The following is a 21,604-nucleotide window of genomic DNA, read 5'->3' as shown; positions in this document are numbered from 1 at the left end:
CTTGGCGTGTTTCCTTTCGATCCGGGAGTTCGCATGTCTTCCATCCGTTTCTTTACCAATGCTGATGTTGCTACCGTGCTCGATTACGCCGGGCTGATCGATGCGCTTCGCAGCGGGATTGCTCATTCGAGTACCACACCGACCCGTCAGGCCCATGCATTGCCGGAAGGACAGGCGTCGCTTTTGACCATGCCGGTCTGGCAGAAAGGCCAGGGTGTTGGGGTCAAGCTGGTGACCGTTTTTCCGGAAAACAGCCAGCGGGATCTGCCTTCGGTTGCCGCCGTATTTGCCTTGTTCGACGATACGACAGGACAACCTCTGGCGCTGATGGAAGCGTCAGAGCTAACCGCTCGGCGTACCGCCTGCACGTCGGCGTTGGCGGCTGATTACTTGGCTCGCCGGGATGCGTTGAGCCTGACTATCGTGGGGACCGGCACACTGGCCGCCCACATGGTGCGTGCACACATGGCTGTACGCGATTACAGCCGGATCGAAATCTGGGGGCGTGACTACAGTAAGGCCAAGTCACTGGCTGCGCGTCTGCATGGAGAGGGTTATCCGGTTTCGGCAAGCGACGCGCTGGCGGCAAGTGTTAGGCGCGCCGATGTAGTGACCTGCGTGACTACCTCTCGTGAGCCGCTGGTGTTGGGTGAGTGGCTCAAGCCGGGCTGCCACCTGGATCTGGTAGGTGCTTTTCTTCCGTCTATGCGAGAAACCGATTCTGCGGCTGTTGCGCGCGCACGAATCGTGGTCGATACACGTGCAGGCGCGCTGGAGGAGGCTGGCGATCTGCTCTTCGCTTTAGAGGACGGTGTGATTCAGGAGAGCGATCTCACTACTGAGTTACAGCATCTCTTGCAGGGCAACGGCGTACGCAATAATGATCAGGAAATTACTCTCTTCAAGTCTGTAGGCTATGCAGTTGAAGACCTGCTGGCTGCCCAGTACATCCTGCATAACACTTAACGGAGCGCCTGTAGCGTGCAGAGGCTGAGGAGAGGCTAAAGCGTATGAGTATCTGTCTCTCTTGGGCGTTACGCTCCATAGGCCGTCACAACGGAATAAACGTGAGTTACTCACGTTCTGCGTGGAGCACGCTGTGGATAACCTTAGGATACATGCCTGCTGGCCATGACAGATAGGGTATGTATGAGATTGATCAATTTTTGATCACTTATGCATAAGCCGATAAAAGTCTAGAAGTACAAAGAGATTCTGGTTATCAACATACCCACTAATTTAATGAGCAAGCCTGTTGATAACACTTGGAAGGTTTGCTGTAAGCCTTGTCTGGCAAGGGCTGCAGAGAGGTGATCAAAAAATGATCAGTATTTTGAAAGTCAGATTTACGGGATTTGTACACGTTTTTAACGAGTAAGGCTGTGTATAACCTTTGGGTACATGGCCAGAAGCCATAGTTCATCAACTGTCCACAGATATGCTCAAAAAATGATCAGTTTCTTGGAAGCCACTTTATTCATGTGCGTGAGTAGCTGCACTGAGGGTGAGACAGGGAAAAAGCTACAGCGCTTTACGTTATGCACGGTTAATGCGGGCAAGCCTGTGAATAACATCTGAGTGCTTGTGTGCAGGCCACGGCTTATCTGGCTTACAGCATGCTGATCAAAAATTGATCAGAGCACAACCTGCTGAAATAACAGCTGTTTCGCTATAACTGTACCGTCTCAAGCATGACGGAGTGCGTTACTCTCGAATAATCCTTTTCAACCTCAAGGAGCTGCATTGATGACTTCGACTTTGTTCATAACCGGCGCAACCTCCGGCTTTGGTGCGGCTACAGCACGTCGCTTCGCCAAGGATGGCTGGTCCCTTATCATTACCGGCCGCCGTGAAGATCGCCTGAGTGCATTGGCCGAGGAGCTTTCAGCGCACACCAAGGTGCATCCCATCGTGCTGGATGTCCGGGACCGTGCGGCTGTCGAGGCAGCAGTTAACGCACTGCCTGAAGAGTTTTCCACCCTTCGTGGTCTGGTCAACAACGCAGGGCTGGCCTTAGGGACAACCCCGGCGCAGCAGTGCGATCTGGATGACTGGGACACCATGGTCGATACTAATATCAAGGGCGTCCTGTACTGCACCCGCCTGTTACTGCCAAGGCTCATTGCCCATGGTGCTGGCTCTGGCATTGTCAACCTGGGCTCGGTAGCCGGTAATTGGCCGTATCCGGGTAGCCATGTCTATGGTGCTACCAAGGCGTTCGTTAAACAGTTCACGCTGAACCTGCGTTGTGACCTGCAGGGTACTGGCGTCCGCGTAACCAATATTGAGCCCGGGCTTTCCGAAACCGAGTTTTCCGTTGTGCGTTTTGGGGGTGACAAGAGTAAGGCTGATGCCGTGTATGCCGGAACCGATCCGCTGACGCCTGAGGATATTGCGGAGTCGATTCACTGGGCGTTGAACCAGCCCAAGCATGTAAACATCAACCGGATTGAGCTGATGGCCACGTGCCAAGCCTGGAATAGTTTCAACATTCATCGAAGCGAATGACGGCATAATGACGGCAGGATCATGTCCTGCCGTTTATGAGTAAACGGCCTACTGTGCTGAAGCGATACATCGAGCCGTGCCGCTATCGCCCATGCTTGGGGTGTTTCCAGGCATTAGGCAATCTACTTCAAGAGCTATTTCAGCCTCGTACTGGCAGAGAGTCAGCATCCCGTCACATGGCGTTAGAGCGCCAGATTGATGACGAAATAGTAGCGTCAGAAGCTGCCAAATTGCCATTATCAATGCCTGCTTAAGCGCACTGGCAAAACCTCTTTCTTGTTTTATTATCTCCTCGCTAACCCCCATTCTTGACGTATTTCATCAATTGAGTGGTGAAAGTCTATGAACTATATCTGCAAATCTTTTGCTTTTTGGCACGGCACTTGAATAAGTACTTGCGTGGCGCTTAGTAGGGTCACTAGGAAAATTAGAGTTTTACTGATGTTAAGCGTTAATAAGCGAAATCCTTTTGTTTAAAGATAATGCTCTTATTGCTTTTTTTAGTATGGGCGTTTAATTGTCGATTGAACTATTAAGACATTAATACATTAATACATAGTTCAGTAGAGTGCAGTGCTTAACAATAACGAGTAATAAACTGTTTATTGTTACTGCTGGTTTTATCAGCAAATACTTTCCATAGCTCAGGGCCGAGTGCAGGGGAGTTCATTCGTAAGGATGAGTTAATTCCGAACCATTTATTGGTCCGGCCTGAATATAACTCAACGTGAAACAAGACTGTTGCGCCAGCCCTTTAATAATGGGCTATGGAAACGCTCGTGCCCAAAACCATCAGCCGCGTGGTAAATACATGAAAGTTTGTGCTTCCTTTGTTTTGAATAAAGTATGCTCCACCCGTTTTTTTAAGAAAGCGCTTCCTCTGGCTGCTGCTATAGCACTGGCCAGCCCTGTTGTTCATGCTGAGCAGGTCGACCTGGTTGGCCTTAACCTGTCGGGTGCAGGTTTTGCGGCTCAGGTACTGCCGGGTATCGACGGCACCAATTATATCTTCCCGGTTGAGTCATACTTTCAGCAGTGGAGCGCCAAGGGCATCAAGCTGATTCGCTTCCCCATCATCTGGGAACGTCTGCAGCCAACCCTGGGCGGCGCGCTGGACCCAACCTACACGGCGCTGATCGACCGTACGTTCGGCTATGCCAACAAGCACGGCATGAAGATCATCCTGGACTTGCACAACTACACCATGTACCGCGGCACCATCATTGGTACGGGTAACGTGAGTTACAACCACTACCAGCAGATCATGACCCTGATCGCGCAGAAGTGGAGCGGCCAGCCATCCCTGTATGCCTACGACATCATGAACGAGCCGCACGATTCGATGGCTCAATGGCCCATCATGGCTCAGTACGGCATCAACGGTGTTCGTTCCGTGGACAAGGTCAAGCCAATCATGATCGAAGGTAACGGGTGGTCCGAAGCGACCCGTTGGCCATGGTGGAATGATTCCCTGTTGAATCTAAAGGATCCTTCCAACAACCTGATCTTCCAGGCGCATTCGTACTTTGATGAAGATGCCGGTGGCAACTACACCGCTATTGATGTGAACAAGCTGGACGTGAATTATGGCGTCGAGCGTGTAAAGCCCTTCGTGGAATGGCTGAAGAAGAACGGCAAACGAGGCATGATTGGTGAGTTCGGCGTACCGGATAACAATCCGCGCTGGAACATCCTCATGGACAATATGCTGGCTTATCTGAAGCAGAACTGTATTCCGGCAACCTATTGGGCAGCCGGTCCGGGTTGGGGTAATTACTTCCTGTCGGTCGAGCCTATCAATGGCGTAGAACGTCCACAGTGGCCCACGCTCAAGAAATACATCGATAACACAACGTGTACAGCCATTGGGCCTTTCACGGCGCCTGTGGCTACAACGCCTGCACCGGCCCCGACGCCCACAGCGCCCGCGCCCAGCACAGGCTACACGAGCGCTATCAATAACTTTACCAATGCAGACTGGCTGAACGGTGTGTACAGGAAAGCTGCAGGTTTTTCTGTAGCGGCCACGTCGGGCAATATTGCTGCATTCAAGGTGGGCACTTCGGTACGGCTGGCCAATGGTCTGGTCACCAAGATATCGTCTGTTCAGGTGGTCGGTAGCAACATGAGCGTCTGGGTAAGTAGCTCAACGTTGGATGGCACAGTGGTTGGCTATCCGAACAAGCTGACCGTTGCGGATACAGCAGGTACCGGTGCAACTACCCCTGCGCCGACGCCAGCCCCGACTGCACCCGCACCGACACCCGCGCCAACCGCTCCGGCCGTTGTTGCGACCAGTGCGATGAACAACTTCACCAACACGGATTGGCTGAATGGGGTGATGCGTAAGGCAGCGGCGGTTTCGCTCCCGGCAACGGCAGCCAATACGACAGCCTTCAAGACAGGCGCCTCCGTACGTCTTGCCAATGGGCAGGTGTACAAGATCAAGTCTGTGCAAATGGTCGGTAGCAACATGAGTGTCTTCCTGGACACCACGACCCTCCTCAACGGTTCTGCGGTTGGCTATCCGAACCCGCTGACCGTGGTTACACAGTAAGTGATCTAACAGTTAAAAAAGCCCGGCGCCCTTGGCCCGGGCTTTTTTGTTTTGTGCCAAACGGCGCCTGTCTAACCAGTTGATCCGACGAACAAATTTCCTCTCTCTCGACGAATGGTCAACCAGACCGAAGCGTAAACGCTTATGGTTGCGCCCCCCGGTTAACAAGACCCAGATGATGGCTAAAGGCCGCATGCTGGCTGGGTTTCCCAGGACCGGCTCCTGTATCCACACTGGCCTACGCCTGAAGAACATTCGGTCAACCGACGCGCTATAAAAGGCTTGGGAGGCACGGGATATTCTCGCGTTTCTAGCGCCATGCGGTGCATCTCAACGGACGGTTCAACCCGTCCATTATTCGCCATTCCTCGTATTGGCAAATAGTTGCGTTTCGACTGCTCAGGCCACGCCTGTGTACCGACACGCATGCCCTCAATGGCGGCTTTTTAGGCCGTTCATTGTTGTCGTCAGCTCGATGATTAGCTGGCAGATACTTCCATTACTCAGGGCTGAGGCCGGGAAGTTCATCATAAGGATGAAATAACCGTCGGCTAAAACACTATAGCCGGCCAATTAGGGCTTTTAACGCATGGTTCTTATGAGCCAGGGCATTGCTCGCGCGTAATAAAGCTACTGGCAACGATGGTGAATATGAGTTTTTTATCTTTAGCCCAGCTGTTTAGTTCCAAGCGAAAGTTATCGAAAGTACTTTCAATAGGCGCGTTACTGGCAATGGGAAATACAGCTGTAAAAGCCGAACAGGTTAATCTGGTCGGACTTAATATGGCGGGAGCAGAGTTTGCAGGCACGGTATTACCGGGCATTAATGAAAAGAATTATATCTTTGCTAAAGAAGAGACGTTCAAGCAGTGGAGCGCGCGAGGGATCAGACTGGTTCGCTTCCCCATTCTTTGGGAGCGGCTGCAACCGGGATTGGGGTACTCGCTGGATCAAACGTACGCCTCTTTGATTTCCCGTTCTCTGGACTACGCTCATAAATACAATATTCGTGTCATTCTGGACTTGCACAACTATGCGCGTTATCGCGGCCACATCATCGGCTCAAGTAGCGTGCCGTATTACCGCTTCGAGAATATCTGGAACCGAATCGCCCAAAAATGGGGTAGCCACCCGGCACTTTACGGCTATGACATCATGAATGAGCCCCATGGCGCCGTTGCCTATTGGCCCACGGCAGCGCAGTACGCCATCAATGGTATACGGCAGGTCGATAAGGCCCACCTGATTTTTGTCGAGGGCAACGCCTGGGCCAGCGCCGAGCGGTGGCCGATCTGGAGCGATTCACTCAAGGACCTGAAGGACCCGGCCAATAAGTTGATTTACGAGGCACATGTTTATTTCGATGCCGATGGCAGTGGCTCCTATACGCAGTTGAGCGCTGACAGCCTGTCTGCCCAGAGAGGCGTAAATCGAGTGAAACCCTTCGTTGAGTGGCTGAAGCAAAACAACAAGAAGGGCTTTATCGGTGAGTTTGGCGTCCCGGATAACGATTCTCGCTGGAATGTGGTCATGGACAATATGTTGACCTACCTCAAGCAGAACTGCATACCGGCTACCTATTGGGCAGCAGGTCCAGGTTGGGGCGACTATTTCATGTCGGTTGAGCCTATCAATGGTCAGAGTCGTCCTCAGTGGCCAACGCTGAGAAAGCATCTGAACGACACCAGCTGTAAGGCAATCGGTCCGGGTCGTTAAGGCACTTCAGCGCATAAGCACAGCCGGGGTCTGGGGGCTCCGGCTGTTGGTGACGTCAATTTTCCACTTGATGTTTCAGCCAGCCGGGGTAGTGGTTGCGCGTAGCGTCCGGCCATTTGGGCGGGCAGTGAACACTCAGGTGAGTGGCTACGGCTTTTAATTGCAGTGCCAGTGCGGGTATGTCACCAAAGGCTTCAAGCCCCAGCGTCCAGCCCGCAGGCCGATCATTAACCCACAACTGGGTCAGTTCCAGGGTGCAACCGGCGCAGGGCATGGCCTCCTGAGCGGACTCGCTTTCATCCAGCGCTATTTCTCGTACAACTGACTGCTCGACCGTGAACATGCGAAGCCAACGCTGTTTTTTAACAGGAACGGTGGGGTGAGGCCTTAGCGTCAATGTCTCGGAATACCATTTGCTCCACAGCTCGACTGGACCCGTGAAGGGTGCAGTCTCCAGGATGTCCCAGGTAGCTGCTACCAGCCCTTTTAGCTCGACGGCCGAGCCGTCGCGGGTCTTGATACCCATTTCAGATTGAGTGGCATCCTTGAGGTAGTGATGCGTCTTGAGCGCTCCGCCTCCAGGTGGCTGAGCCCAGGGGCCGCGTTGATGAAACCAGTCGATCAGCTCAGCGTCTGGCGTTACGGGCCAGAACCAGCGGGCCTCGGCAGAAAGGTGCATGGGATGCTCCTGGGAAACGAGTAGTACGATGGGCTCGCTAAATTCCGACCCGTACCGAAAGACACGTGCTAGCATCCGTCCACGCTCCGGATGACGTCTTACCCATAGGTCCGGAGTGCCGCATTATTGCTAGCTTCATTGAGCACCGCACCGAAGTTCCTTCTCGCTGAGCTGTACTCGGCTTTTCAGGCGTGGTTTCCAGCGCGTGACGCTCATTGGCTAGACCTCATGGCTCGACGCCCGTTTCCTGGCGTTGAATGAATGTAAGGAGTTCTACGTGCAATTTCTCCATACCCTGGTCAACGACCTCAACGGCCTTGTCTGGGGCGTGCCGATGCTGGTCCTGATCCTGTGCACAGGTCTGTACCTGATGCTACGCCTCAAACTGATGCCAATCGTAAGACTGGGTACCGGCTTTCGCCTGTTGTGGCAGGGCCGTACCAAGGATGACAACGAAAGCGGCGAGATCAGCCCCTTCCAGGCCTTGATGACCTGCCTGGCGGCTACCGTGGGCACCGGCAACATTGCCGGCGTTGCAACAGCAATCTTCCTGGGCGGTCCGGGGGCGCTATTCTGGATGTGGTGTACCGCGTTGGTCGGTATGGCTACCAAATATTCCGAAGTGGTACTGGCCGTACATTTTCGTGAAAAGGACGAACGTGGCGAGCACGTGGGTGGGCCGATGTACGCCATCCGCAATGGTCTGGGCAAGCGCTGGGCCTGGTTAGGCGGCGCCTTTGCCCTGTTCGGCGGCTTGGCCGGATTTGGCATTGGCAACATGGTGCAGGTCAACAGCATGGCGCAGGCGCTTGAGACGACCTTTTCCGTGCCACTGTGGTTGACTGGTGTCGTGACCATGGTGGTGGTTGGCTTAGTCATCCTGGGTGGTATCAAGCGCATTGGCGCGGTGGCTTCGTCACTGGTCCCGGCCATGTGTGTCGGTTACATCATTGCTGCCATGGCGGTACTTGTGACTCATGCCGCCGAGATTCCTCACGCCCTCAGTCTGGTCTTTACCCATGCCTTCAGCCCGGCGGCTGCAACAGGAGGTTTCGCTGGTGCAGCGGTTATGGCGGCCATTCGGTTTGGTGTAGCGCGTGGCGTCTTCTCCAATGAAGCTGGTCTGGGTACAGCCGGTATTGCTCAGGCTGCGGGTACGACCAACAGTGCTGTGCGCTCGGGCATGATCGGTATGTTGGGTACCTTCATCGATACCTTGATCATCTGCACCATGACCGGTCTTGCCATTATCTGCTCCGGCGTCTGGACGAGCGGGCAGAGTGGGGCGGCCTTGTCGGCAGCAGCCTTTGAGACGGCGCTTCCCGGTTTTGGAGGCATCATCCTGACCATTGCTCTGGTAGTGTTTGCCTTTACCACCATCCTGGGGTGGAGCTATTACTGCGAGCGCTGCTGGGAGTTTCTTGCGGGCACCAAGACCATTCTGCCGTTCCGGATCATCTTCGTATTGGCTGTACCGTTTGGTGCAATTGCGCAACTGGACTTTGCCTGGCTGCTGGCCGATACGCTCAATGGCCTGATGGCGATCCCCAACCTGATCTCACTCCTGTTGCTCAGCCCGGTGGTGCTCCGGCTGACCCGTGAATATTTCGCGGGTAAATAAATAAAAGGCTCGCTACGGCGGGCCTTTTTTCTGTGGGACTCGTCGTGCCCGTCCCGTTGGGGTAGGTGAAAATCGTTATGCTGCGGTCCAATCGCTAATACTGTATCCCTGGCCTCTCTGGGTAGAGAATCCCGATGTCCCGATCCTCGCTTCAACACGCCTGTTCCCATCCCCATGTCTTTAACGAGAGCAACCCGCTGGCGGAAAAGAATACCCGCCGCGCAGTGGTTTTCACGGCCATCATGATGGTCATCGAGATTGTGGGTGGATGGTCCTTTAACTCCATGGCGCTGTTGGCGGATGGCTGGCACATGAGTTCCCACGTGTTGGCGCTAGGGCTGTCGCTGTTTGCCTATGCTGCGGCCAGGCGTTATGCCACGGATGCACGCTTTGCCTTCGGGACGTGGAAAATTGAGGTGCTGGCAGGTTACACCAGTGCCCTGGCGCTGATCGCCGTAGCGCTACTGATGTTTTATGAGTCCATCGTGCGGCTCATGACACCGGCCCCTATTCATTACGCGCAGGCTATCGGCATTGCGCTCCTGGGGCTTTTGGTCAATCTCGTCTGCGCCTGGTTGCTAAAGGATTCCCACAATCATGGGCATAGCCATGACCACGCCCATAGCCATACTCATGATCATCAGGATCTTAACCTGCGCTCGGCCTATATTCACGTAATCACTGATGCGGCCACCTCTGTTCTGGCGATCATTGCCTTGATTGGCGGCATGCTTTGGGGGGCCGATTGGCTTGATCCCGTCATGGGAATTGTGGGGGGCGTATTGGTTGCCAGCTGGTCGATTGGCCTGCTCAGGCAGACAGGGCGTGTCCTGCTGGACGCTCAAATGGGCGATCCGGTTGTGCAGGAAATCAGGGAGGTCATTGCGACAAGCCCTATCAAGGCCACCTTATGCGACTTGCACGTATGGAAAGTGGGCAAGGGCAAGTATGCCTGCATCGTCAGTATTGCCACGACTCACGACGCCTTGCCCGAGGAATTCAAACAACAGCTTTCCGTCCATGAGGAGCTTGTTCACATTACGGTTGAAATCAATCGGGGCGAGGTCTGCCCGGTGCGCTGAGCCGGTAGACGAGGGCGGCGAGCGGTATAACCAAGCCTTGGACAATGAAAGGATTTGATATGCCTACCTCCGAACCTCCGGTGTCGCCTCCTGCTCCGGTAAGCCTGTTTCAGGCCTTTCTATTCTGGCTCAAGCTGGGCTTTATAAGCTTTGGCGGACCTGCCGGGCAGATCGCGATCATGCACCAGGAGTTGGTTGAGCGTCGTCGCTGGATTTCCGAACGGCGTTTTCTGCATGCACTGAATTACTGCATGCTGCTGCCTGGGCCTGAAGCCCAGCAATTGGCAACCTATATTGGCTGGCTCATGCACCGGACCTGGGGCGGCGTGATAGCCGGTGCGCTCTTCGTGCTGCCTTCACTGTTCATTATGATTGCCTTGTCCTGGGTTTACCTGGCCTGGGGCGATGCTCCTGTTGTGGCAGGTGCCTTTTATGGCATCAAGCCAGCCGTGACGGCTATCGTTGTCCAGGCGGCTCATCGCATCGGTACGCGCGCCTTGAAGAATGGCTGGCTATGGGGGATTGCAGCTGCTTCGTTCGTGGCCCTGTTTGGATTCAATGTGCCTTTCCCTGTGATCATTCTAGCGGCGGCGGTCATCGGGTTTTTAGGCGGGAAATACATGCCAGACCAGTTCAGGGTAGGAGGGCAGGTCACTCACGGCACTGTGTCATTGAGGTCTGCGCTGATCGACGATGAAACGCTGCCATTGCAGCACACCGGTTTTCGCTGGCTACGGTTAGGGCAGTTATTGATCGCAGGTGTGTTGCTCTGGACTGTGCCGATGCTGATCCTTTACCTGCTCTTTGGCTGGACTCATACCTTTACCCAAATGGGCTGGTTTTTTACCAAAGCCGCGCTGTTGACCTTTGGCGGTGCCTACGCCGTGTTGCCCTATGTTTATCAGGGCGCTGTCACACACTATGGCTGGCTGAGTCCCGCCCAGATGATCGATGGCCTTGCCTTGGGCGAAACCACGCCAGGGCCGTTGATCATGGTGGTGGCGTTTGTCGCATTTGTAGGTGGATATGGACAGGTGGTATTAGGTAACGAGCCTGCATTTTTCGCAGGAGCGCTGGCTGCTGTGCTGGTAACCTGGTTTACCTTTCTGCCATCGTTTCTTTTCATCCTTGCCGGAGGGCCTTTGGTCGAGTCCACTCATAACGTGGTGAGCTTTACCGCGCCGCTCACGGCCATCACTGCGGCGGTCGTTGGCGTGATCCTGAATCTGGCCTTGTTCTTTGGCTACCACGTATTCTGGCCGCAGGGCTTGAGCGGATCATTTGACCTGCTATCAAGCGTGATTGCCCTGCTAGCAGTCGTCGCGCTCTTCTGGTTCAAGCGCGCAGTCATGGAAGTGCTGCTAGCCTGTGCAACGGTAGGGTTGTTAATGCACGTCGTATTCATGTGACAAGGAGCAGCTTGGCTGCTGTAGAGAGGATGCAATATGGCAAACCATTCAGACGATTTTCTCAAACTGGCAGCCGAAGCCAAGTCGCGCATTCGGCAGGTCACGCCTGTCGAAGCCGAACACATGGTCGGTCAGGGCGCGTTGCTCCTGGACGTGCGGGAAAAAGATGAGTTCGAACGCGGGCACCTGGACGGCGCGACTCATTTGAGCCGAGGCATTCTGGAAATGCATATCGGCGAGCTGGCTGCTGATAAGGCAGCGCCTATCGTCTGCTATTGCGGCGGCGGTAACCGCGGGGCACTGGCAGTGGAAAGCCTGCAACGCATGGGATATACCCAGGCCGTATCCATCGAAGGTGGCTTGGCAGCCTGTAATACCCAAAAAGACTGATCAGCAGGCAATAAAAAACGCAGGGCATCATGGATACCCTGCGTTTTTGAGAGTGCTGTGTACCGGCAGAGCGGTACACAGTCAAACTTACACCTGGCGGATCAGATAATCGAACGCAGCCAGGGAAGCCTTCGCACCTTCGCCGACCGCAATCACGATCTGCTTGTACGGTACGGTAGTCACGTCACCGGCAGCGAAGATTCCCGGCAGGGAAGTCTCGCCGCGCGCATCGACCACGATTTCGCCACGGGGCGACAGCTCGACGGTGCCTTTGAGCCACTCAGTGTTCGGGACCAGACCGATCTGGACAAAGATACCTTCCAGCTCAATGGACTTGAACTCACTGGAGTTACGGTCCTTGTAGCTCAGGCCAATCACTTTCTGGCCGTCGCCTTTCACTTCACTGGTCAGGGCACTGGTAATCACAGTCACATTTGGCAGGCTGTGCAGTTTGCGCTGCAGAACAGCGTCAGCGCGCAGCTGGCTGTCGAACTCGATCAGCGTAACGTGAGCCACGATACCGGCCAGGTCGATTGCTGCTTCCACACCAGAGTTACCACCACCGATCACGGCGACACGCTTGCCCTTGAACAGCGGGCCGTCGCAGTGCGGGCAGTAGGCCACGCCACGGTTACGGTATTCTTTCTCGCCCGGTACATTCATTTCACGCCAGCGAGCACCGGTGGAGATGATCAGCGTCTTGGACTTGAGCGAAGCACCATTGGCAAACTTGACCTCGTGCAGCTGGCCCGCCTCGGTGGCAGGAATCAGTTGCTCTGCACGCTGCAGGTTCATGATGTCGACTTCGTACTGCTTCACGTGCTCTTCAAGGGCGACGGCCAGCTTCGGACCTTCGGTTTCCTTGATAGAAATGAAGTTTTCGATCGCCAGGGTATCGAGTACCTGACCACCAAAGCGCTCAGCAGCAACACCGGTACGGATACCTTTACGGGCAGCATATACCGCCGCAGAAGCACCCGCAGGGCCGCCACCGATCACCAGCACGTCAAAGGCGTCCTTGGCGTTCAGCTTCTCAGCGTCACGAACGCTGGCGCCAGTATCGAGCTTGGCCAGGATCTCTTCCAGACCCATGCGGCCCTGACCGAACGGCTCGCCGTTCAGGTAGATGCTGGGCACAGCCATGATCTGGCGCTCGGTGACTTCATCCTGGAACAGCGCACCGTCAACCGCTACATGGCGGATGTTTGGGTTCAGCACTGCCATCAGGTTCAGCGCCTGGACGACGTCCGGGCAGTTCTGGCAAGACAGCGAGAAGTAGGTTTCGAAATTGAATTCGCCCTTGAGCGAGCGGATCGCTTCTAGGGTATCGGCACTGGCCTTGGACGGGTGACCGCCCACTTGCAACAGCGCCAGAACCAGCGAGGTGAACTCGTGGCCCATAGGCAGGCCGGCAAAGCGCAGGCTGATGTTCTCGCCGGGGCGGTTCAGGGCAAACGAAGGCCTACGGGCATCGTTACCGTCGGTACGCAGAGTAATCTTGTCAGTCAGGCTGACGATGTCCTGAAGCAGGCCCAACATTTCTTGAGATTTAGCGCCGTCATCAAGGGACGCGACGATCTCGAAGGGTTTGGTAACCTTTTCCAGATAGGCTTTAAGCTGGGTTTTAAGACTGGCGTCCAACATGAGGCATTACCTCTCGACAAATTTCGGGAATAAAAACGCCCGGACGTATTCCGCCCGGGCGTTCGGGCACTAGAAGGAGCCGGGACTCGGCTCCTAAGCGCAGGTAACCGTGTGCTGGCGTTTAGATCTTGCCAACCAGGTCCAGAGACGGGCTCAGAGTAGCTTCGCCTTCTTTCCACTTAGCAGGGCAAACTTCGCCCGGGTGGGAGGCAACGTACTGAGCAGCCTTGACCTTACGCAGCATTTCGGACGCGTCGCGGCCGATGCCGTTGTCGTGTACTTCACACAGTTTGATCTGGCCTTCCGGGTTGATCAGGAAAGAACCACGCAGTGCCATGCCTTCTTCTTCGATCAGAACGTCGAAGTTGCGAGCCAGGGTAGCTGTTGGGTCGCCAACCAGGGCGTACTGGACTTTCTTGATAGCGTCGGAAGTGTCGTGCCACGCTTTGTGAGCGAAGTGGGTATCGCACGATACGCCGTAGATCTCTACGCCCAGCTTTTGGAATTCAGGGTACAGGTCAGCCAGGTCTTCCAGCTCAGTTGGGCAAACGAAGGTGAAGTCAGCTGGGTAGAAAACAACCAGGGACCACTTGCCTTTGAAGTCAGCTTCAGTCAGATCGATGAACTTGCCATCCTTGTACGCTGTAGCTTTAAACGGTTTGATCTCGGAATTGATCAAAGACATCACTGAATCTCCATCAGGGGTTAAGAATTGGCGAGAGATAAGATACTCGCTTATGCACATTAGACTTAATTGAATGTGGGCATCAATCTCATAAGTTTGACCTATCCTGCCATCCAGGATCATTAAGTCTTTCTTTCAGCGGAGCACTTGGAGGTGTCTGAGGTCAACAAACACTACCGCAAGCGCTAGTGGTATGGCTGAATTATTAGAATTCAAGCGTCTAGACACACTCGCTCAGACATTTTGTGAAAAACAGCTGTCGGGCATCGAATGGAAAAATATGGTTTCCTTATCGATCGTGTTCGACAAACAGGATGACGAAGGAGAAGCATGCCAGGAGCCGCATTCGTCCAGTTTTTTTCTAAGGGCTTCGACTCCCTAAGCAGATTTAGCTCAACAGCAATCGCTGTCTTTTCAGGCTATAGGCCTGAACATGCCCAGCGTTGGGGGCATTAACCATGGCGATCAAGCGCGTCATCAGGCAGTGGTTTGCCCGGTACTTCTCCCAGGACGAAGCTGTCGTTCTTAGTGTCCTGCTCATGCTCGGGTTTGCGCTTGTCATGTTGCTGGGCAAACCCCTGGCTCCGTTTCTTACTGCCTTGGTCGTTGCCTTTCTCCTGCAAGGCGGTGTCAGCCGACTGGAGCGCTGGCGAGTGCCCCGTTGGGGAGCCATATCGCTGATGTTCCTGTCTTTTCTAGGCACATTCCTAGGGCTTTTACTGTTTGTCTTGCCGCTGGTATGGGATCAACTGGTAACCCTGTTACAAGAGTCCCCACGAATGTTTGCTCAGGCGCAGGTTCTGCTGGATGAGCTTCAACAGCGCTACCCCAGTGTGGTCACTCATGAGCAAATTCAGGGCTGGATTGGGACGGCAGGCAGCGAGCTGACTACGCTTGCACAGCGGGCGGTCCGTCTGTCATTGACCTCCCTGGGCAATGTCATCGCTTTTGGTACGTTTTTGGTGCTGGTGCCGATCCTGGTGTTTTTCATGCTCAAGGACAAAGACCTGCTGGTAGGCTTTCTTCTGTCCATGCTGCCACGCAAGCGGACGCTGATGACACGCGTCTGGCACGAGGTGGATCAGCAGATAGCTAATTACGTCCGCGGTAAAGTTATCGAGATCGTGATCGTGGCTGCGGTCAGTTATGCCACGTTCTATGTTTTGGGGCTGCCTTACGCCATGCTGCTCGGACTGGTCGTAGGCTTGTCTGTACTGATTCCCTTTATTGGCGCCGCCGTAGCGACCTTGCCTGTCGCCGCAGTGGCTGGGTTCAGCTTTGGCCTGGGTGATCAATTCCTGTACGCCATTCTGGCCTACACCATTATTCAGATCCTGGATGGAAACGTCCTGTCACCGCTGCTGTTTTCAGACGCAGTAAACCTGCATCCGGTAGCCATCATTCTGGCCATTTTGCTCTTTGGCGGAACCCTGGGGTTTTGGGGAATCTTTTTTGCGATACCACTGGCCACCCTGTTCAAGGCGCTCTGGAGCGCCTGGCCACGGGATGCCGTAGTCGTACCCGATAACAACACATCAGAGAAAAGCCTTTAAGGCTTCGATTACATCTTCAGGAGTGAGGTCGATAGACATGCAAGACGACAAGATTAGAGGCTCAAATGGCCTTCAGGCCTTTTACAGGGCCTTTCTGACAAGTGAGGCATCGGGCGGGTTAATTCTGATGGCGGTAGCGGCCATTGCTTTGATCGTGGCGAATTCTCCGCTGGCCAGTTTGTATTTCAGTACGCTGGAACAGTACGTGTTGGGGTTGAGCGTACTGCATTGGATCAATGATGCGCTCATGGCCGTCTTCTTCCTGCTGGTCGGGCTCGAGATCAAGCGTGAAATGCTGGTCGGGCAGTTGTCCACCTGGGGACGACGCGCGTTGCCGGGGCTGGCCGCACTCGGTGGAGCCGTTGTTCCAGCTGTTATCTACGCAGCGTTCAATTATGGCGATGCGCATTTAATTCAGGGTTGGGCAATTCCTACCGCAACTGATATCGCTTTTGCGCTTGGTGTCCTGTCTCTTCTGGGCTCACGTATTCCTGTATCCCTCAAGATCTTCCTGACTGCGCTTGCGATTCTCGATGACCTGTTCGCCGTATGCATCATCGCTGTGTTCTATACGGCGGATCTGTCCTTGCCGATGCTAGGACTGGCAGGTGCCACCCTGCTGGTACTGATCGCCATGAACAAGCTGGGAGTCACACGTATCCTGCCGTATCTGCTGGTAGGTATTGTGCTGTGGTTCTTTGTGTTCAAGTCTGGCGTACACGCTACGCTGGCAGGCGTGGCACTGGCCCTGACGATTCCGCTGCGCACCGGCTCCACGCATCCGCCACTGGAGCGACTTGAGCATACGCTGCACCCTTACACGGCGTTTCTGGTCATCCCAATCTTTGGGTTTGCCAATGCTGGCGTGTCGTTCAGTGGCGTAAGTTTCGCGTCCCTGATGGGATCGGTTCCGCTGGGAATTGCCCTGGGCCTCTTGGTTGGTAAGCAGGTAGGCGTATTCTCGTTCGCCTGGTTGAGTATTCGCCTGGGACTGGCTGAGCTGCCGGAGCATGCCACCTGGAAGCAGCTTTATGGGATCGGACTGCTGTGCGGGATCGGCTTTACGATGAGCCTGTTCATCGGCCTGCTGGCCTTCCCGAATTCGCCAGAACTGGTGGATGCGGTCAAGATTGGCGTACTGCTGGGGTCGATTACGTCCGGCTGTCTGGGTGCGCTTATGCTGATTGCGGTCGGCAAAAAGAAAAACGCCTAAGAGCAAAGGGCACCGGAAGGTGCCCTTTTTGCATCATGTGGTGATGTTAACGAGCTTGATTTCTCGTACATCTATCTCATTCCAGACGCGACCCGTGACATAGGGGTCGCTCTTCAACCAGAGGTCCAATGCCTCGCGATTCTCGAATTCGACATGCACGGTCGAGCCTACCATGCGGCCCTCGTCGTCCAGAATGGCGCCGCCACTGATAAACGTCCCTTCCTTGACCATCGCTCGAATGCCTTCTAGGTGAGCCTGGCGGTTGTCTAGTCGGCGATTGAAGGCCTCTGGATCAGTATGGTCGTAAGCGGTGACTACGAATTGCATGAAAACTCCTGTTTATCATTGTGTTGGCGGAGAGCTCGGCCTGCTCTAGGAGGCGCTTATTCGATCTGTCTTATAAACCAGAGTAGGTATAAAGGATGAATACCATTCATCGTATTACATCGTTCGATGGATATTGGCAAAACCAGATTTAAAGCAGTCTGGCCACCGTATCTGCATACCTGGAGATCAGGTTGTTACCGTGGGGCGTCGCAGTACGTGCCCGCACGGGTGAGTGGGATGATCCGTTGCCTGGATGCTGGACATCAAACCTGCCTATCAATTGCTACAGGAGTCACCCGGGTACGCCTTTGCGCGGCCTTCATGAGTAGTTAATGGTTTTACAGCTCTGCCTTTTGCTCAGCTTATTGGCCTTACGACTAATCAAGGAAAGTACTCATGTCTACGCTCAAGCCTTTGGCATTAATCCTTCTCGTCTCCCTTGGTCCCACCACTTTTGCTGCTAGCCATAGCGCCACCCAGACGCAGGATGGCACTAACAATGACGTTGTTCTCGAGCAGAGCGGCCAAGGCAATACCGCCACACAGGCCCAGACTGGCTCAGCGCATCGCTCCGCCATTACCCAGAATGGGTCCACCAACTCGGCTGAAACGACGCAGCTAGGGCTTGAAAATGAGGTCGCTCTCTACCAGACGGGTGATGGCAACATAGCTCAGGTCTACCAGGAGAGCTTTATTTATGGGCATAGCGCTACCGTTACCCAGTTGGGCGACACGAACAGTGTGACGCTGTACCAGCAGAACGGTTATGGCTCTGTCGCAACCCTGTATCAGGAAGGCAGCAATAACACCCATAACGTTAAACAGAACGGCGGAGGGTATAAGGATCTGGCAGCGCGTACGGTAGGTACCGGCAATACCCTTAATGCCATTCAGCGCAACGAGGGTGTATTTGCACAGACTACCCAGACCGGAGACAACAACCTCATCAGCTTGGATCAGACGGGCAGTACGGGCGGAAGCTGGACCACGATTACCCAAGACGGCAACAGCAACCTGGCGTCGGTAACGCAGACCTCGGGCCGCTACCCTGCCGGGCGAGTGACACTGATGCAGGACGGCGATGCCAATACGTCGACCATCAGTCAGCGTGGCGGCTCTGACGTCGTTGAGTTTACCCAGGAGGGTAACAACAACGAGTTGAATGTCGATCAGTTCAGCACCAACGGAACCCTTTCCGGGCGTTCGGTTGGTGACAGCAACATTGCCAGCATCACGCAAGGTGACTACTACACGAAGGTAGACCTTGTGCAGGAGGGTGATGCCAACCTGGCGACGATCAATCAGGCCGGTAGTGGAAGCATCGCAACCGTCAATCAAATGGGCTCTGCCAATCAGGTTGCGCTGATGCAAACCGGTATCTCTGGCGTATTCGGTGAGGGAAGCGCAGCGACCGTCATGCAGAGCGGTACTGGCAATGTGGCCAGAATTACCCAGCAGTAGCAGTCCCATTTACCTGGCCAGGCATAGCAGCCATTTCTTGCGCCCGGCATGGATCTTAGTGGTCAACTAATACGTCTAGAGGGATCTCTCATGTTCAAACTCAAGCCCCTGGTTGTGGCATTGCTGATGTTCTCCGGCAGCTATGCCCTGGCTGCAAGCAACACCGCCACCCAAACGCAAGACGGCAATTACAACGAAACCACCCTGGAGCAGACAGGTGAAGGCAATACCGCTACCCAGACTCAGGAGGGCAACGAGCATCGCTCGGCCATCATTCAGAATGGAGCCACCAACTCTGCTGAAACAACGCAGAGGGGGGTGAGCTCAGGTAGCGTGGTCGATCTCTCTCAGACAGGCGATAGCAACGTAGCCCAGGTCTACCAGCAGAGCTTCGATTTTGGGCATAGCGCCACCGTTACCCAGTTGGGCGATACGAACAACGTGGCGTTGTATCAGCAAGGGGGTAATGGCGCCGTTGCAAGCCTGTATCAGGAAGGCGACAACAACACCCATAACGTTGAACAGAACGGCTACGGTGGCAATGAGCTGACGGCGCGGACCGTGGGTAATGGTAATGCGCTCAATGCCATCCAGCGCCTGGGTATGGTGGCCGAAACTACGCAAACTGGAGACAACAACGTCATCAATCTGGACCAGACCGGTAGTTTCGGTGGCGGCAGCACTACAGTCGCTCAGGATGGCAATAGCAACCTGGCCTCTGTAACACAAACCTCAGGGCGCTATCCGGCCGAGCGTGTGACGCTGACGCAGAATGGCGATGTCAACACATCAACCATCAATCAGAGCGGGGGCTTTGGCATCGTTGGGTTTACCCAGGAAGGTAACAATAACGAGTTGAACATTGATCAGTTCAGCATTAGCGGAACCATCTCCGGGCGTTCAGTTGGCAACGACAACGTAGCCAGCATCACACAAGAGTCTTACTTCACGCGGGCAGATCTGATGCAGGAAGGAGATGCCAACCTGGCCACAATCAACCAAGCCGGCGATGGAAGCATCATAACCATTAACCAGATGGGGTCTGCTAATCAGGTTGCGCTCACGCAAACGGGTCCTTCCGGCGTGTTCAGTGACGGTAATGCGGCTGTCGTCATGCAAAGCGGTACTGGCAACATAGCCAGGATTACCCAGTAGTAAAGACAAGGATTGGCTTCGCTTCAGCAGGAATGCCAATCCCTGATCGCAACAGGCACAGCGGCGGCGCGGGCCGCCTGCCCACGGCCTGGATTTGTCAATTTACTCTCTAGAGGGATCTCTCATGTTCACACTCAAACCCCTGGCCGTAGCATTACTGATGCTCTCCGGCAGCTATGCCCTGGCTGCAAATAACACTGCCACGCAAACGCAAGACGGTAATTACAACGAAGCGACCCTGGAGCAGACAGGTGAAGGTAATACCGCTACGCAGCTCCAGAGCGGCGAATACAGTCGCTCGGCCATTGTGCAGACTGGCAATAACAACCTCGCAGAGACTAATCAGCAGGCGCAATTTTCTTCTGCCAATGTCATACAGCTCGAGCAGACCGGGAATGAGAATACAGCTGCGATCAATCAGCAGATGGGTAGCGGGCATGAGGCTACCGTGACGCAGCGGGGCGATGGTAACGATGTCATGCTTGATCAGCAGGAAGGGAGCGGATCGGTGGCCACGTTGTATCAGGAGGGGGACGAAAATACTCACACCATCCTACAGCGAAGCTACGCCAATGAACTGGAGATAACGAGTGTCGGTAACCGTAATATGGCAACCGTCCGGCAAAACGGAGGTGGCGGCAGTGAGCCTATCCGGGCCGAGCAGCGAGGTGACGGAAACACGCTGGATCTAGAGCAGTATGTCTCTTATGCCGGCGGCGATATGGCGATCTATCAGGAGGGAAACGATCATTCAGCGACGGTCTACCAGTCCTCAGGCCGCTATGGTCAGATCGATCTGACGCTTAACCAGCTGGGTAGCGCCAATACGGCAGAGGTTACGCAAGCATCCGACATGGCTTCTCTGGCCCTTACCCAAGAGGGGACAGGCAATGCGAGTACGGTTGACCAGAGCATTTGGATGGGCTCGTTCACGGGTACTATCACAGGTAATAACAATGTGATGAACGTTACCCAGGATGGGACATCGCTTAACGCGACGGCCAGCCAGCAGGGCGATGGTAACACGCTGACGCTTTCACAAGGAGGGGGCAGTAATAACGCGGAAGTGTCTCAAACGGGTACTGATAATGCCGCCACCGTTGTTCAAACCGAAGTGTTCTTTATCGACAATGTAAATGGCTCTGCACTGATCACACAGAATGGCGACAGCAACGCGGCCACGATCAACCAAAGGGTCAACCTAAACGGCTCCGGCTCTATCGAGCAGACCGGCATGGCCAATCAGGCCACGATTCAGCAAGAAGACTTCGTCGGGGGCAATTCTGCGGACATCGTGCAGAGCGGCGATAACCTGGATGCCACGATTACGCAGCAGGTTTCCTCTAGTGCGAACCACGCAGACATCACTCAGAGCGTGTCTGGCAATATCGCCAGCATTACCCAGGGCGGCAGGGTAAATGGCGATATCACCCTGGGGGGTAACAGTGCAACGATTGCGCAGACCGGCCTGAACAACACGGCCTCCATTGTGCAGCAGTAGCTGTAGCAGGTGCTGCCGTGCCTTGCGGCAGTACCTGTTGTTTCAGCGCCTGGACCTGAAAGCTACTGCTTTAGTCCAGACGTGCGTTACCGCCTGTCCGACC

The 21,604-nt window shown here is 54.7% G+C and carries 17 protein-coding genes; 13 read left to right on the top strand and 4 right to left on the bottom strand.

The window, feature by feature from the left end; translation table 11 throughout:
- The first annotated feature begins 33 nt into the window (after positions 1 to 33).
- The 4 genes from lhpI (at position 34) to IEX86_RS13625 (ending at position 6,781) form a co-directional block, all read left to right on the top strand.
- Positions 34 to 966 carry a bifunctional Delta(1)-pyrroline-2-carboxylate/Delta(1)-piperideine-2-carboxylate reductase gene (lhpI, locus tag IEX86_RS13640; protein ID WP_188866669.1) on the top strand — a complete coding sequence of 311 codons (933 nt, stop codon included), beginning with the start codon at positions 34 to 36 and terminating at the stop codon, positions 964 to 966.
- A 780-nt stretch (positions 967 to 1,746) separates the two neighbouring features.
- Positions 1,747 to 2,508 (top strand): SDR family oxidoreductase, encoded by a 762-nt coding sequence (locus tag IEX86_RS13635; protein ID WP_188866668.1) that lies wholly within the window; start codon positions 1,747 to 1,749, stop codon positions 2,506 to 2,508.
- An 811-nt stretch (positions 2,509 to 3,319) separates the two neighbouring features.
- The gene (locus IEX86_RS13630) at positions 3,320 to 5,065 is read left to right on the top strand and encodes a glycoside hydrolase family 5 protein (RefSeq protein ID WP_188866667.1); all 1,746 of its coding nucleotides are present in this window, start codon (positions 3,320 to 3,322) and stop codon (positions 5,063 to 5,065) included.
- A 732-nt stretch (positions 5,066 to 5,797) separates the two neighbouring features.
- A complete protein-coding gene (locus IEX86_RS13625; protein ID WP_308423894.1) occupies positions 5,798 to 6,781 on the top strand; it encodes a glycoside hydrolase family 5 protein in 984 nt (327 codons plus the stop codon).
- Positions 6,782 to 6,836: 55 nt separating this feature from the next.
- On the opposite strand, the gene IEX86_RS13620 is transcribed toward IEX86_RS13625, so the two are convergent.
- Positions 6,837 to 7,460, bottom strand: coding sequence for a hypothetical protein (locus IEX86_RS13620; protein WP_188866665.1), 624 nt, complete (start codon positions 7,458 to 7,460; stop codon positions 6,837 to 6,839).
- Positions 7,461 to 7,737: 277 nt separating this feature from the next.
- On the opposite strand from IEX86_RS13620, the gene IEX86_RS13615 reads away from it, so the two are divergent.
- The 4 genes from IEX86_RS13615 (at position 7,738) to IEX86_RS13600 (ending at position 11,962) form a co-directional block, all read left to right on the top strand.
- Entirely contained in the window at positions 7,738 to 9,081 is a 1,344-nt protein-coding gene (locus tag IEX86_RS13615; RefSeq protein ID WP_505909229.1) for an alanine/glycine:cation symporter family protein, read from the top strand.
- 134 nt (positions 9,082 to 9,215) lie between these two features.
- Complete coding sequence (gene dmeF / locus IEX86_RS13610) at positions 9,216 to 10,163, top strand: CDF family Co(II)/Ni(II) efflux transporter DmeF (protein WP_188866664.1); 948 nt, start codon at positions 9,216 to 9,218, stop codon at positions 10,161 to 10,163.
- A gap of 59 nt (positions 10,164 to 10,222) precedes the next feature.
- Positions 10,223 to 11,572 (top strand): chromate efflux transporter, encoded by a 1,350-nt coding sequence (gene chrA / locus IEX86_RS13605; protein ID WP_188866663.1) that lies wholly within the window; start codon positions 10,223 to 10,225, stop codon positions 11,570 to 11,572.
- 36 nt (positions 11,573 to 11,608) lie between these two features.
- Positions 11,609 to 11,962: a rhodanese-like domain-containing protein gene (locus IEX86_RS13600; RefSeq protein ID WP_188866662.1), complete on the top strand. Its 354-nt coding sequence runs from the start codon at positions 11,609 to 11,611 to the stop codon at positions 11,960 to 11,962.
- A gap of 87 nt (positions 11,963 to 12,049) precedes the next feature.
- Here IEX86_RS13600 and ahpF read toward each other — a convergent pair whose 3' ends face one another.
- Together ahpF and ahpC are read right to left on the bottom strand one after the other, a co-directional pair.
- Positions 12,050 to 13,606 carry an alkyl hydroperoxide reductase subunit F gene (ahpF, locus tag IEX86_RS13595; protein ID WP_188866661.1) on the bottom strand — a complete coding sequence of 519 codons (1,557 nt, stop codon included), beginning with the start codon at positions 13,604 to 13,606 and terminating at the stop codon, positions 12,050 to 12,052.
- 121 nt (positions 13,607 to 13,727) lie between these two features.
- On the bottom strand, positions 13,728 to 14,291 hold the full coding sequence (ahpC, locus tag IEX86_RS13590) for an alkyl hydroperoxide reductase subunit C (protein ID WP_010795879.1): 564 nt from the start codon (positions 14,289 to 14,291) through the stop codon (positions 13,728 to 13,730).
- A 464-nt stretch (positions 14,292 to 14,755) separates the two neighbouring features.
- On the opposite strand from ahpC, the gene IEX86_RS13585 reads away from it, so the two are divergent.
- Together IEX86_RS13585 and nhaA are read left to right on the top strand one after the other, a co-directional pair.
- Entirely contained in the window at positions 14,756 to 15,844 is a 1,089-nt protein-coding gene (locus IEX86_RS13585; protein WP_229685343.1) for an AI-2E family transporter, read from the top strand.
- Positions 15,845 to 15,881: 37 nt separating this feature from the next.
- Positions 15,882 to 17,057 (top strand): Na+/H+ antiporter NhaA, encoded by a 1,176-nt coding sequence (gene nhaA, locus IEX86_RS13580; protein WP_188866659.1) that lies wholly within the window; start codon positions 15,882 to 15,884, stop codon positions 17,055 to 17,057.
- A 33-nt stretch (positions 17,058 to 17,090) separates the two neighbouring features.
- On the opposite strand, the gene IEX86_RS13575 is transcribed toward nhaA, so the two are convergent.
- The gene (locus tag IEX86_RS13575) at positions 17,091 to 17,384 is read right to left on the bottom strand and encodes a YciI family protein (protein WP_188866658.1); all 294 of its coding nucleotides are present in this window, start codon (positions 17,382 to 17,384) and stop codon (positions 17,091 to 17,093) included.
- Between the two features lie 396 nt (positions 17,385 to 17,780).
- On the opposite strand from IEX86_RS13575, the gene IEX86_RS13570 reads away from it, so the two are divergent.
- The 3 genes from IEX86_RS13570 to IEX86_RS13560 all read left to right on the top strand — a co-directional run bounded on the left by IEX86_RS13570 (position 17,781) and on the right by IEX86_RS13560 (position 21,501).
- Positions 17,781 to 18,845 carry a hypothetical protein gene (locus IEX86_RS13570; protein WP_188866657.1) on the top strand — a complete coding sequence of 355 codons (1,065 nt, stop codon included), beginning with the start codon at positions 17,781 to 17,783 and terminating at the stop codon, positions 18,843 to 18,845.
- A gap of 90 nt (positions 18,846 to 18,935) precedes the next feature.
- Positions 18,936 to 20,000, top strand: coding sequence for a hypothetical protein (locus IEX86_RS13565; RefSeq protein ID WP_188866656.1), 1,065 nt, complete (start codon positions 18,936 to 18,938; stop codon positions 19,998 to 20,000).
- Between the two features lie 124 nt (positions 20,001 to 20,124).
- On the top strand, positions 20,125 to 21,501 hold the full coding sequence (locus tag IEX86_RS13560; protein ID WP_188866655.1) for a hypothetical protein: 1,377 nt from the start codon (positions 20,125 to 20,127) through the stop codon (positions 21,499 to 21,501).
- Positions 21,502 to 21,604: the final 103 nt, after the last annotated feature.

Origin of the sequence: Pseudomonas asuensis (assembly GCF_014646755.1) — a bacterium.
Classification (GTDB): Bacteria; Pseudomonadota; Gammaproteobacteria; order Pseudomonadales; family Pseudomonadaceae; genus Chryseomonas; species Chryseomonas asuensis.
The sequence above is the reverse complement of the archived record's forward strand: the minus strand, read 5'-3'. Positions and strand labels throughout refer to the sequence as shown.